Raw genomic sequence first — 13,253 nt, 5'->3', positions numbered from 1 at the left:
TCCCTTGGATTGCGTGTCGTCTTCTGACGTCGTTTGATGTCGTCTCTGTCGCCTGTACCGTCTGCAGTCGTCCGTGTTCTTCTCTTTATCTTCCTGCCGTTGTGCGTCGCTCCTCGTGAGGCGCCATGTCGTCGTGAAACGCGAGGAGCGGGTCCGGCGGCGCCCCGTCGCCGGACTCGCCCTCTGCGGGCATCGCTCAGGCGTCCATCGCCGCGCTGCCTCCGGGCCGCGCCGGCGCCGCCGCGTCGACGGCGGCGCGGAGCGACGTCGCGAGCGTCGGCTTGCCGATCAGCGCCTCCCGGGCGCGCTCCCTCCCCTGCCCTATGTGCTCGCCGCCGAACGACAGGTGCGCGCCGCTCTTCTCCACCACGCCGAGCTGGCAGGCGAAGTCGATGAGATCCGCGGCGCTGTCGATGCCGGAACCCCAGCGGATGTCGAACTCGGCCTCACGGAACGGGGGCGCCAGCTTGTTCTTCACGACCTTGACGCGCGTCCTCGACCCGATGGCCTCGTCGCTCACCTTCACCGGCCCCACGCGGCGCACGTCGAGGCGCACGCTCGCGTAGAACTTGAGCGCGTTGCCGCCGGTGGTCACCTCGGGGTTGCCGAAGACGACGCCGATCTTCTGCCGGAGCTGGTTGATGAAGATGAGCGTCGTGTCCGTGCGGTGGCATATCCCCGTGAGCTTCCGGAGCGCCTGGCTCATCAGCCGCGCCTGGAGGCCCATGTGGGAATCGCCCATGTCCCCCTCGATCTCGGCCTTCGGCGTGAGCGCAGCCACCGAGTCGACGACGATCACGTCGACGGCGCTCGAGCGCGCGAGCATCTCGACGATCTCGAGCGCCTGCTCGCCGTTGTCGGGCTGCGAGACGAGCAGCCTGTCGATGTCGACGCCGACCGAGCGCGCGTACGTGACGTCGAACGCGTGCTCGGCGTCGATGAACGCGGCGACGCCGCCGGACCGCTGCGCCTCCCGCATCGCGTGGAGCGTCAGGGTCGTCTTCCCCGACGACTCCGGGCCGTAGATCTCCACGATGCGCCCGCGCGGATAGCCGCCGATCCCGAGCGCCGCGTCGAGCGACAGCGAGCCGCTCCGGATCAGGCCGATGTCCCTCGTCTCACTCTCGTCGTTCAAGGCCATGATCGCCCCTTTCCCGAACTGCTTCTCGATGGTGCCAACAACGGTCTTCACGGTGCGGAGCTTCTCGGCGATCTCGATCATCATGTTGGATTCTCCCTTGTCGAACGTGCTTGTTGCCTGCGCGCCCCCGAGCGCGCGAACAGCCGATGCAGCGCGGCCGTCGGGGCGGCCGCGATCGCGCCCGCGTCGCTGCGGGCGCAATGGTCCCAGGTGGCGCGGCGGGCACGCGCGCCCGCCGCGGCGGCGGCGGGCTCAGGCGCCCGCGGCGGCGGCGGGCGGCGGCCCGGCGGCGGCCTCGCGGTCGAAGAGCCGCGCGCCGATCGCCTCGGCCACGTGCGCGGCGCGCACGGCAGGGCTCCCGTCCATGTCGGCGAGCGTCCGGGCGACGCGCAGCACCTTGGTGTACGCCCGCGCCGAGAGGCCGAGCCGCTCCACGGCCGACGCGAGCACGCGCGCGCCCGAGGCGTCCGGCATGGCGACGCGCGCGAGGTCGCGCGGGCCGAGATCGGCGTTGTGCGTCGCGACGACCTCCCCCGCCTCGAACCGCGCGCGCTGCGCGGCCCGGGCCTCCACGACGCGCGCCCGCACCGCCGCGGAGCTCTCGGGCGCGTGGAGCGACGCGCGGCCGACGCCCTCTCCCGCGCGGAGCGGCGCGCACAGGTGCGCGACGTCGACCGGGGGCAAGGCGATGTGCAGGTCGATACGATCGAGCAGCGGCCCGCTCAGCCGCGCGCGGTAGGCGCGGACGCGGTCGATGGAGCAGACGCAGCGATTCCCGCGGTCGCCGTGGAAGCCGCACGGACAGGGGTTGATCGCGGCGACGAGGATCGGGCGAGCCGGGAAGACGACGCGGGCGCGGGCGCGGCAGAGGGCGACAGTGCCCTCTTCGAGCGGCTCGCGGAGGGCCTCGAGGACGCCGCGGCGGAACTCGAGGAGCTCGTCGAGGAACAGGCAGCCATGGTGGGCCAGCGAGACCTCGCCGGGGCGGATCGGATCGCCGCCGCCCACGAGCCCCGCGGCGCTGACCGTGTGGTGCGGGGCGCGGAAGGGGCGCGTCGCGACGAGGCCCCTGTCCGGCGAGAGCAGGCCCGCGACCGAGTGGATCGCGGTGATGTCGAGCGCCTCTTCATGGGCCAGGGGCGGCAAGATCGTGGGCAGCCGGCGGGCGAGCATGGTCTTTCCGCTGCCCGGAGGGCCCATCATGATGAGGTTGTGTCCCCCGGCGGACGCGATCTCGAGGGCGCGGCGCGCCCCGTGCTGGCCGCGGACCTCGGCGAGGTCCACCGACGCGGCGCCCGGCTCGGCGGCGAGCGAGGCGATCGAGCCGGCGCCGGGGAGGGCCTTGTGGCCGCGGAGGTGGGCGACGACCTGGCTGAGGTGCTCGGCGATGAGGACATCGACGCCGGCCACGCTCGCCGCCTCGCGCGCGTTGCCGTGGGGCACGATCGCGCGCCCGATCCCCTGCTCCGCCGCGCCGCGCAGCGCCGGCAGGACGCCGCGGACGGGGCGCACCGCGCCGCTCAACGAGAGCTCGCCGAGCAGGCCGATCCGGTCGAGCCCCTCGGAGGGGATCTTGCCGAGCGCCGCGAGCGCAGCGAGCGCGATGGCGAGGTCGTAGGCGCCGCCGCTCTTCTTGAGATCTGCCGGGGCGAGGTTCACGGTGATCACGTACTCGTCGAGCTCGACGCCGAGCTGCTGGAGCGCGGCGCGGACGCGCACGCGGCTCTCGCGGACGCTCGCCTCGGCGAGGCCGACCATCTGGAAGAACGACGGGCCGCGGCCGGAGTCGACCTCCACGCGGATGGGGTGCGCGTCGAGCCCGAGCAGAGAGAAGGTGAGCGCCGTGGCCTGCATGCCGGACCCCTTTCGCGAACGGCGTGCCAGGCGGGTGCGGCTGTGATTTCATGGACTTACGACGCGGCAGGGGGTGGCGGACGCGCCGAGGGGGTGGCGGCCGCCAGGGCTCCGGGGGCGAGGCGCGCGCCCGGCGAGCCGGCGTGGCGTCTCGGCGCGCCAGCGTCGCCGCTCGCCGGCGTCGAAGGGCGGCCCGCGACGAGCCCACGAGCCCCATCGGCCCGAGGGACGCAAGGGAGCACAGATGAAGCTCTGTTCTCCTCTTCCCCTCTTCTCTTCCCTTGCGTCCCTTGCGTCCCTCGCGTCCTTGCGGTCCTCTTCCCATGAGCCGTTTTTCGCGCGACGCCGACGTGATCGGCGTTCTGGACGCGCTCTCACGCGCCGTACGTGACGGTGACGCACGCCCCGGGCACCCCCGTTGCAATGGAGCCGCACGAGGTTTCGAGCGCCGCAGGGTGCGGCGCCCGAGGCCTCCATCGTATCCATCGCAAAGGCAGGTACCCATGGACGCTCTTCGCACAATCCAGGCAGGGATCGGGCTCGCCCTCGTGACAGCGTTTGCTCTCGTGACCGCGTCCGCGTCGGCGGAGAGCCCCGACGCCTCCAGGCAAGCAGGGCTCCAGTGCACCATGTCGTCTGGCTTCTCCCTGACGGGCAGGGAATGGGGACAGGTGTTCCCGACGCGGCACCCGGGCATCTGCCAGCGGGTGCGCGTCGGCGGCCAAGCGCCGCCGGACTTCCCGTCCTGCCATCAGCGCGCCAGGAACGAGCTCGGATGTCACACGGTCGTCGATTGATCGGGCGCCCAGCGCAGCGCGCGTGACAGGCGCGGAGATGACCGTGACGCCGCGCCGGGTCATGACGCCGGGTGAGCCCGGCGCGGCGCCTCGGGAGCGCTGACCGAGCGCGCGATACCGCGCCACGAGGATCGTGATGTCGTCGCCCGGGCTCGTCCTCCCCGGAGCGCTCCCTGGATCCGATCGCGCATCGCGCTGACAGGCGAGAACTCGGCACTTCCAGCCGTCACACCACAGCACACTTCCGTCCACACAGAAATTTTACGGTGGACTTCGAGACCTCTCTGAGGATACCACTCGCTGTGATGCCCAGATCGCGCGCCGCCCCGTGTTGGCCACGCAAGGCGATTAGGGAAGCGAAGCAAGGATGAGCGAGGGGGACCGCCGATACGACCGGACACGACGTCAGGGCCGTGCCGGCCATGACCGACGCAAAGAGGCCTGGCCGAGCGATCCTGTCCGACGCCGATGTCCGAGCACCATCCACCGGCGCTGAAACCGTCAGCCAGCCGCGCGCGCCGAGCAGACGACGCCGTCGTCGTGCGCGCTGCGCGCCGGCGAGCGTGACGCGCCCGCCGCGCTCGTACCGATCAGCAGGAGCGTCGCGCGCTCGCCGCGCGCCAGGCCCCCTCGCGCGTCAGGCGTCGTCGATCGAGACCAGCTCCGGGCACATGCGATCGAGGGGCTTCAGGCTCCGCCGTTGCCACGTCAGCCGCGCGTCCGTGACGAACCGTATCCGGCACTTCAGCCCGTTGCCGGCGACGCCGCAGATGAAGCCGACGAACGCCTTGATGCAGCTCGAGCTGATGAACCGCATGCCGCGCACGTCGAACTCGACGGCGCCGATCGTGAGCCGCGTCACCTCGCCTTCCAGCGCCTTGACATACTGCTTGAGCGGCGCGGCCGCCGCCATGTCGCCCGCCCCGGTGAGCCTGACGGTGAGGGTGTCATCGCTCAGGGCAGGCTCGATCCGGAGGCCGTCCGCGACCACGGGATCCACGCTCAAGCTGCTCATCTCTCCTCCATCTCTCGACCAGAACGCACGATGATCACCCGTTCGCCCACCCCGCGCTGCGGGTCCGGTGGTCGATACCAGCCCTCCAGACTACGGGCTCCTCGGGCCGGATCCAATCCCTTCCTGCACCGCGATCATCGCCGGCACGGCGCTCGTGTGGGTGAGCAGTGAGCGGACTCACGGAGGGCCGCTCTCACCCCGTCACTGTCGGACGCGCGGCGGGCGGCCCCAGCGTGGGGCGGCCCACCAGACTACCATTGGACGCCCCCCCGGCGCCCTCTCCTCCTTCATGGGCGCCGGTCGCGCCTCGTGAACCACGCGACGCGCGGCGATGCGCGTGCTCGCCAGATGCGATGACGCGTCGTACCGAGCGCCATCGCTGCTCAGCCTACATCCGTGTCGCAGATGTGGAATCGTACCTTTACGAAAAATCACATCGCCCCGCATTGCATGCTTGAACAATCATTTCGTCTGGCCTTACAATGTTGCGTTGTGCGTTGTGTGGCCCGGAGCTACACGGCACCACGGAGGCATCCATGATTCGATTGCCCTGTTCACGGTGGGCGACGCTCGGCGCGCTCGTCGCATCCCTGACTGCAATATCGCTCTCCGGCGCTCCGGCGCAGGCGGCGCCGTCGTTCACCGCCTTCGAGAGCGGGCAGGTCCGCCCGCTGGCCATGTCACCGGACGGGAAGCTCCTCTTCGCCGTCAACACGCCCGACAACCGCCTCGAGGTGTTCCGCATCTGGAGCGGTGGCCTGGAGCACCGCACGTCGATATCGGTCGGCCTGGAGCCCGTCGCCGTCGCCGCGCGCAGCAACAACGAGATCTGGGTCGTCAACCACCTGTCGGACAGCGTGAGCGTCGTCCAGCTCGGCCTCGGCGGTCACACCGGGCGCGTCGTGCGCACGCTCCTCGTCGGCGACGAGCCGCGCGATATCGTGTTCGCCGGCCCGGGGCGGGGGCGCGCCTTCATCACGACCGCCCACCGCGGCCAGAACAGCCCCATCGATCCGCAACTCACGACGCCGGGCGTCGGCCGCGCCGACGTGTGGGTCTTCAACGCGAACCAGCTCGGCCAGTCGCTCGGAGGTAATCCGCTCAACATCATCACCCTCTTCAGCGATACGCCGCGCGCCCTGGCCGTGACCCCGGACGGCAACCGCGTGTACGCGGCGGCGTTCCACTCCGGCAACCGCACCGCCACCGTCAACGAGGCGCTGGTCCCCGACGGCTTCGGGGCGAACGGCGTGCCCGGCGTGCCAGGCCCCAGCACCAACTTCGAGGGCGTGCCGGCGCCCGAGACGGCCATCATCGTGAAGTACGACGGCGGACACTGGTATGACGAGCTGGGCAATCTCTGGGACAACCAGATGAGGTTCTCGCTGCCCGACAAGGACGTCTTCGTCATCGACGCCACCGCGAACCCCCCCGCCTGGATCAGCGGCGAGCAGGGCTTCTTCTCAGGCGTCGGGACGATCCTCTTCAACATGGCCGTCAACCCGGTGAACGGGAAGGTCTACGTGGCCAACACCGAGGCCTTCAGCCAGCAGAGCTTCGAGGGGCCCGGCATCTTCTCCGGCGGCGAGACAACGCGCGGCCACCTGCACGAGAGCCGGATCACCGTCCTCAGCCCGGGGAGCGTCGCGCCGCGGCACCTCAACAAGCACATCGACTACAGCACCTGCTGCGCCCCGGTCCCCAACGCGGAGAACGCGAAGAGCCTCGCCTTCCCGCAGGAGATGGCCGTGACCAGCAACGGCGCGACGCTGTACGTCGCCGCGCTCGGGTCGAGCAAGATCGGCGTCTTCAGCACCGCCGCGCTCGAGAACGACACCTTCGTGCCGAGCACCACGAACCAGATCCCGGTGAGCGGCGGCGGGCCTACCGGGCTCGTGCTCGACGAGAGCCGGAATCGCCTCTACGTGCTGACGCGCTTCGACAACTCCATCTCGATCATCAACACAACGACGAAGGCCGAGGTGGGACACGTCCCGATGTACAACCCCGAGCCGGACAGCATCGTGAACGGCCGCCGCTTCCTCTATGACGCGTCGCTCACGTCGAGCCACGGCGACTCGGCCTGCGCGAGCTGCCACGTCTACGGCGATCAGGACGACCTCGCCTGGAACCTCGGCAACCCCGACGGCTCCGTCGTGACGGACCCGGGCCCCTTCCCGTTCGGCCTGTACGACGTCATCTTCAACCAGCCCATCACCGACCCGATCTTCCACCCGATGAAGGGCCCGATGATGACGCAGAGCCTTCGCGGGCTCGCCAACCACGGGCCGATGCACTGGCGCGGCGACCGCACCGGCGGCAACCTCGAGCCGAGCGCCCAGCCGGACGACGGATCGTTCGACGAGCGGGAGGCCTTCCGGCAGTTCCAGGTGGCGTTCCCCGGCCTGCTCGGACGCGACCAGCCCATCCCCGCCCAGGACATGGAGGCGTTCGCCGATTTCATGCTCCAGGTCACCTACCCGCCCAACCCGATCAGGAACCTGGACAACTCGCTCACGCCCGATCAGCAGGCAGGGAAGGACTTCTTCAACGGCGACATCGTCAACTCGATCGCGAGCTGCGGCGGGTGCCACGTGGTCGACCCGGACGCCAACCCGGGCGACGACTTCCCCGGCTTCTTCGGGACCGACGGCAGCTCCGTCTTCGACTTCCAGACGCAGCTCTTCAAGATACCGCAGCTCCGCAACGTGTACACCAAGGTCGGCGCCTTCGGCCTCGCGGACATCCCGTTCGTCTTCCTGTCGCGCGACAACCAGCACATGGGCGACCAGATCCGCGGGTTCGGCATCCTGAACAACGGCACCGTCGACACGATGTACAGGTTCTTCTCCGCGATCGGGTTCTCCGACCAGTTCCCGAACAACCCCGACGCCATCCCCTTCACGCCGGCGGGCGACGTGATTCGCCGGCAGCTCGAGTCTTACGTGCTCGCCATCGAGAGCAACATGGCGCCCATCGTGGGCCAGCAGATAACGCTCAACCACTCGAACGGTACTGTCGCGGGGCCGCGCATCGACCTGCTCATGGATCGCGCCGACCTCGGGGAGTGCGATCTCGTGGCGAAGACCCAGGGGTTCCTGCACGAGATCGGGTTCCTCTACGTGGGAGGCGGCCAGTTCCTCACCGACCGGCAGGCCGTCCCGCCCATCAGCGACTTCGTGCTCCGTCTCCTCGCCACCCAGACGCACCACGATCTGACCTACACGTGCACGCCGCCCGGCTCGGGCGTGCGCGTCGGCATCGATCGCGACACCGACGGCTTCCTCGACGGGGATGAGCGGGACGCCGGCAGCGATCCCGCCGATCCGAACAGCACGCCCTGACCCGGGCCGCGCCCGCGCTGCTGCGCTCGCCGCGCAGCAGCGCGGCGCGCTTCACGCCTGCCGCGCCGGGCTCGCCCGCCGGCCGAACGCCCCCGAGAGGCCGCCCGGCCCGAGCGCATAGGCGATGCTGCTCTGCAGCGTCCCCATCGTCACGATGGATCCCAGATAGACGTTCTGCTCCACGAGCGCGCGCGCCACCTCCGGCCGCATCCCGGAGAGCACCGCCTTGGCCCCGAGGAGCTGCAGCGCCTTCGCCGTCTTGATCAGCGCCTCCGCCACCGCGCTGTCGACCTGCGCCACGCCGGTGATGTCCAGGATCACCACCTTGGCCTGCCGCGCCTGGGAGCCGGCCAGCGCTGTCTCGAGCACCTGCTGCGCCCGCGCCCCGTCCATCTGCCCGACGATCGGCATGACCAGCACGTCATCGGTGATCGGGATGAGCGGCGTCTGCCGGCGCAGCATCTCGGCCTGGAGCAGCTCCCGCTCCGCCTCGGACGCCACGCGCAGCTCGAGCTCCCGCTGGAGCTGCTCGTTCGAGCGCTGCAGCGCCTCGGTGCCGCCGCGGATGCTCGCGATGAGCAGCGCGTTCTCCAGCGCGATGGCCGCCTGCGAGGCGAGCAGCCCGCACACCTCGACCCGCCCCGGCGTGAACGCCCGCGGCGCCACGTTGTTCTCGAGGTACAGGATGCCCGACGAGCGCCCCTGGTGGGTCATGGCGAGGCACAGGATCGAGCGCGGCCGGTGCTCGACGACGTACGGGTCGCTCGCGAAGCGGCTGTCCTGCCGCGCGTCGTTCAGCACCACCGGCTCCCGCGTCCGCGCGACGAGCTGGATGACGCTCGTCGCGAGGTCGTCGCTCTCGAGCGCCGGGACCGACAGCCCCGTCTCCACAACGTCGGGATCGACGCGCATGGAGGCCACGATCACGAGCCTCCCGTCGCGCTCCAGGATCAGCGAGCCCCGCTGCGCCCCCGCGTTCGTCACCACGCTGCGCATCAGGCGATCGAGGAGCCGGTCGAGCACGTTCTCGCTCGCGACCGCCTGCATGGCGCGGACGACCGTCGCGGCGTCGAACGACTCGGTGCTCCCGCGGCGCGTGACCGTCGTGCCGAGGACCCTCGTCTGCTGCGTCTCGCCGATGGAGAGCGCGTCGAGCAGCCGCTCGTGCTCCTGCGCGAGGTGCTCTGCCTTGGCCGTCGCCCCCCACCGCACGTACGCCCTGTACGCATCGGCCAGGTGCCACCGCGCGATCCGCTCCCGCCCGCGCTTCAGGTAGAACCGCGCGCACAGCTCGTTCGCGAGCGCCTCGTGGTGCGTGAACTGGCCCTCCCGCGCCAGCTCGATCGCCTGGTCGTAGAGATCGGCCGCCTCCGCCTCCTTGCCGAGGACGCGCGCCATCTCCGCCCCGATGAGCCGCTCCTTGTGCGCGTAGTTCTCCGGGGCGTGCTGCGCCCAGCTCGCGATCTTCGCCCGGTGCTCCGCCGCGGCCGCGAGGTGCCGCTCGCGCTCCTCCTCGGTCGCGGTCGCGCACAGCGCGAGCAGCGCGAGGCTCACGTAGAACGGGATGTCGTTCAGGAGGAACAGGCCGAGCGCGCTCGCGCTGTGCCGCTCCGCCCGCGCCGCCATCAGCAGCGCGTCCGCGTGATCGCCGTACAGCACCGCGAGCACGAGCCTGCACACGAAGTACCAGCACCTCGGCAGCTCCTGCGCCGGCACGAGCCCGGCGAGGAACGCGCCCTCGTCGAACGCCGCGTCGCTCAGGCTCTGGCGCCCCTTCGTCCTGCCCTCCAGGCACGCGACCATCTGCTGCGCGACGGCGATCACCGGCAGGCCGAGCGGGTCCTTCGTCCGCTGCAGGAACCGCAGGAAGGTGGTGAGCTCTTCCCGGACCAGGCCGAGCTCGTGGCCCGACGAGAGCATGATCGTCGCGATGTTCAGGCTGGCGTACGCCCCGAAGCTGAAGTCCCCCGAGCTGAGCCCGGCCTGGTACGCCCTGGCGAGGCACGCGACCGAGGCGCGGGTCGGCTCGAAGAAGTGCGACGGCGCGCCGCACACGACGTACGCCTTGCACTGGAGCTCCACGCCGTCAGGCCGCTCGCAGAGCTCCAGCGAGACCTTCTGGAACTGCCGCGCCTCCTCGTACCTGCCCATCCCGCCCGCGAGCAGCAGGCAGTAGATGCCGTAGGCGCACGCCGCCGCGGGCGAGTTGCCGTACCTCAGCGAGAGGTTCACCTGGGTGACGGCGACGAGCGCGAGCAGCGTCGGATCGAGCGTGTACGCGCCCGGGATCATCGCCGCGAGGAGCCGCAGGGCGGCGAGCTGCTCGGCGTCGCCGGCCCACGGCGCGTCCGCGAGCTGATCGATCTGCCGGCCGGCGAGGTGGACCGGCACCTCCGCGAGCGCGGCCCCGAACGCCGCGCCGATCGCCTCCTGCCCCTCCGGCAGCACGATCCCGAAGTGCGCCACGCCCTCGCGGCCGACGCGCAGCACGTCCGCGAACTCCCCGCGCATCGTGTGCACCAGGATCCGCAGGTTGTACACCTCGGCGCGCTCCAGCCGCGATCGCGCGTGCTCGAGGAGCTCGCGGATCGAGGCCTCTGCCTGCGCCTCGTTGCCGCTCAGCCACTCGCACTCGGCCCGCTCCCGGTGGAGCGCGAAGCAGAGGGCGTAGTCCTCCTCCCACCCCCCCGGCCCGAGCAGCGACATCCCCACCTTGAAGTGCTCGGCCGCCGTCCCGTGGGCCATCGAGGCCTTGGCCCGCTTCCCGACGCTCAGGTTGAGCCGCGCGAGATCGAGCTGCTCGGCGCGCTCCTCGATCAGCGCCATGCCGATGTTGCTGTGGCTCACGACCTTGAACAGGTCCTCGTCGCGCGGCTCGCCGTTGAGCTGCGCCCGCATGAGCCTGCCGATCCGGAGGTGCACCTCCTGCCGCTTCGCGTCCTCGATGAGGCTGTACGCCGCCTGCTGCCCCCGGTCGTGCAAGAACCGGTACCTCACCTCGAGGGGCTGCTCCGCCGTCACGCCGCCGGACGTGTGGAGGAGCCGGTAGTCGGCGTCGAGCGGCAGCACGATGCCCTCGCGCAGCGCCTCCCAGAGATCCGCGGCGATGTCCGCGGGCGGCTTCTCGCGCACGGTCGACAGCGTCTTCAGGTCGAACTGGTGGCCGATGCACGCGGCGAGCTGCAGCACGTGCTGCGCCGCCGGCGAGAGGCGCTGCATCTTGTCCACGAGCAGATCGTGGACGTTCACGGCGCCCCACCGCTGCCGGATCTGCGCGAGGTCCCACGTCCACCGCCCCGCCTCCGGGCTGAAGACGACGAGCCCCGCCGCGTGGAGCTCCTTGAGGAGCTGGCTCAGGAAGAAGGGGTTGCCCTGGCTCGTCGCGTAGAGCACCTCGGCGAGCGGCTGCACCTGCTCTCCGCGCGCGCCCACCGCGTCCGCGATGAGCTGGCGCACGTCCTCCATCGACAGCGGCGGGAGCAGGATCTCGCGCCGCTCGACGCCCGCCGCGCGCAGCTCCCCGAGCCAGGTCATGAGCGGCTGCCCGGCGATCGCCTCCTGGTCCCGGTACGCGCCGATGATGAGGAGGTACGCCCCGCTCGGGTCGGTCAGCACGAGCTGCAGCAGCTTCAGCGAGGCAGGGTCGGCCCACTGGAGGTCGTCGAGGAAGAGCACAACCGGGTGCTCGGCCGTCGTGATGACGCGCAGGAAGTCCTGGAACACCAGGTTGAACCGGTTCTGCGACTCGCTCGGACCGAGCTCCGGAAGCGCCGGCTGCGGCCCGATGATGAGCTCGATCTCCGGGATCAGGTCCACGAGGATCTGCGCGTTCTTCCCCGCGGCCCGGAGCAGCTTGTCCTTCCACTGCTCGAGCGACTCCACGGGCTCGGTGAGGAGCTGCCGGACGCGCTGGCGCAGCGCGCTCGCCACGGGGGCGTGCGGCATGTTCCGGCTGAGCTGATCGAATTTCCCCTCGATGAAGTGCCCGCGCCGCTGCGTGACCTCCTTGTGGATCTCGCTCACGAGCGCCGATTTCCCGATCCCCGCGCCGCCGGCGATGAGGAACAGCTCGCACTTGCCCGCGCGCGCCCGGTCGAAGGCCGCGAGCAGCTCTGCCATCTGCGCGTCGCGTCCATACAGCTTCTGCGGGATCCTGAGCTCGCTCGGGACGTCGTGCGCGCCCAGCGCGAACGGCGCGATCCGGCCGGTCGCCTCGAGCGCCGACAGGCACGCATCCAGATCGGCCTTGAGCCCGGTCCCGCTCTGGTACCGGTCCTCGGCGACCTTCGACATCAGCTTTTGCACGATGTCGGACACCACCCTCGGGATCTCCGGCGAGCGCTCGCAGAGCGGCGTCGCGACCCGCGCGATGTGGCTGTGCATCAGGTCAAGCGGGTCGGTCGCCTGGAACGGGAGCACCCCGGAGAAGAGCTCGTACAGCGTGACGCCCAGCGAGTAGAGATCGGTCCGGTAGTCGATGACGCGGTTCATTCGGCCGGTCTGCTCCGGGGACATGTAGGCGAGCGTCCCCTCCAGGCGATCCGGGCTCTCCGCCGCGAGGGTCTCCTCGGAGAGCCGGGTCGAGCTCCCGAAGTCCGTCAGCTTGACCTGCCTCGTCTCCGGGTTGACGAGGATGTTCTGCGGTTTGACGTCCTTGTGGATGACGTGCTTTCCGTGCACCGCCGCCAGCGTCCCGGCGAGCGACGAGGCGAACCGCAGCTTCGCCTTCAGGTCGAGCCGCGCCGTGCGGGCGAGCGCGTCGAGCGTGATGCCACCGAAATCTTCCATCACGAGCGCAGCGCCGCCCGGGATCTTCTCCATCCCGTAGGCCCGGATCACGCCGTCGAGCTGGAGGTGGCGTGTTGTCTCGAGCTCGTGCCGGAGCTGCGCGACGTGCCGCTGATCGAGCCGCTCCCCCTTCAACACCTTGATCGTCACCGAAGCACCATCGCTGTCGCGGTGTGCGCGATAGAGGAGGGTGTCCGCGGTTTCGTACATCAGCTCAACCAGTGTGAAAGGGAGATCTCCGATCCTGGTCTTGCGCATGGTTCGTCGATGGTTGCATAGGGCGAATCCCCAGAGCAAGCCCTCGAGGCGCATCG

6 protein-coding genes are annotated in these 13,253 nt (G+C 70.5%); 2 read left to right on the top strand and 4 right to left on the bottom strand.

Translation table 11 applies throughout. From position 1 onward, the window contains the following. Nucleotides 1-196: 196 nt before the first annotated feature. Both recA and WMF42_RS12615 read right to left on the bottom strand, forming a co-directional pair. Complete coding sequence (recA, locus tag WMF42_RS12620; RefSeq protein ID WP_081426354.1) at nucleotides 197-1,225, bottom strand: recombinase RecA; 1,029 nt, start codon at nucleotides 1,223-1,225, stop codon at nucleotides 197-199. A 168-nt stretch (nucleotides 1,226-1,393) separates the two neighbouring features. Continuing rightward, nucleotides 1,394-2,995 carry a YifB family Mg chelatase-like AAA ATPase gene (locus WMF42_RS12615; protein WP_437692072.1) on the bottom strand — a complete coding sequence of 534 codons (1,602 nt, stop codon included), beginning with the start codon at nucleotides 2,993-2,995 and terminating at the stop codon, nucleotides 1,394-1,396. A 503-nt stretch (nucleotides 2,996-3,498) separates the two neighbouring features. On the opposite strand from WMF42_RS12615, the gene WMF42_RS12610 reads away from it, so the two are divergent. Beyond that, a complete protein-coding gene (locus WMF42_RS12610) occupies nucleotides 3,499-3,792 on the top strand; it encodes a hypothetical protein (RefSeq protein ID WP_061610158.1) in 294 nt (97 codons plus the stop codon). A gap of 637 nt (nucleotides 3,793-4,429) precedes the next feature. On the opposite strand, the gene WMF42_RS12605 is transcribed toward WMF42_RS12610, so the two are convergent. Beyond that, nucleotides 4,430-4,807: a hypothetical protein gene (locus tag WMF42_RS12605; protein WP_061610159.1), complete on the bottom strand. Its 378-nt coding sequence runs from the start codon at nucleotides 4,805-4,807 to the stop codon at nucleotides 4,430-4,432. A 536-nt stretch (nucleotides 4,808-5,343) separates the two neighbouring features. Between WMF42_RS12605 and WMF42_RS12600 the strand changes: the two genes are divergently transcribed. Then, nucleotides 5,344-8,151 (top strand): beta-propeller fold lactonase family protein, encoded by a 2,808-nt coding sequence (locus tag WMF42_RS12600; protein WP_437692069.1) that lies wholly within the window; start codon nucleotides 5,344-5,346, stop codon nucleotides 8,149-8,151. 51 nt (nucleotides 8,152-8,202) lie between these two features. Here the strand turns inward: WMF42_RS12600 and WMF42_RS12595 are convergent, their stop codons facing one another. Then, nucleotides 8,203-13,149 (bottom strand): AAA family ATPase, encoded by a 4,947-nt coding sequence (locus WMF42_RS12595; RefSeq protein ID WP_437692067.1) that lies wholly within the window; start codon nucleotides 13,147-13,149, stop codon nucleotides 8,203-8,205. Nucleotides 13,150-13,253: the final 104 nt, after the last annotated feature.

Source organism: Sorangium sp. So ce176, from assembly GCF_051519835.1.
Taxonomy (GTDB): Bacteria; Myxococcota_A; Polyangia; order Polyangiales; family Polyangiaceae; genus Sorangium; species Sorangium cellulosum_G.
Note: the sequence above shows the minus strand (reverse complement) of the source record. Positions and strands in the feature narration are given on the sequence as shown.

Bases quoted from the DNA above. Each gene is read 5' to 3' on its own strand.
- recA (WP_081426354.1), bottom strand. From the start codon at position 1,225: ATGATGATCGAGATCGCCGAGAAGCTCCGCACCGTGAAGACCGTTGTT.
- WMF42_RS12615 (WP_437692072.1), bottom strand. From the start codon at position 2,995: ATGCAGGCCACGGCGCTCACCTTCTCTCTGCTCGGGCTCGACGCGCAC.
- WMF42_RS12610 (WP_061610158.1), top strand. From the start codon at position 3,499: ATGGACGCTCTTCGCACAATCCAGGCAGGGATCGGGCTCGCCCTCGTG.
- WMF42_RS12605 (WP_061610159.1), bottom strand. From the start codon at position 4,807: ATGAGCAGCTTGAGCGTGGATCCCGTGGTCGCGGACGGCCTCCGGATC.
- WMF42_RS12600 (WP_437692069.1), top strand. From the start codon at position 5,344: ATGATTCGATTGCCCTGTTCACGGTGGGCGACGCTCGGCGCGCTCGTC.
- WMF42_RS12595 (WP_437692067.1), bottom strand. From the start codon at position 13,149: ATGTACGAAACCGCGGACACCCTCCTCTATCGCGCACACCGCGACAGC.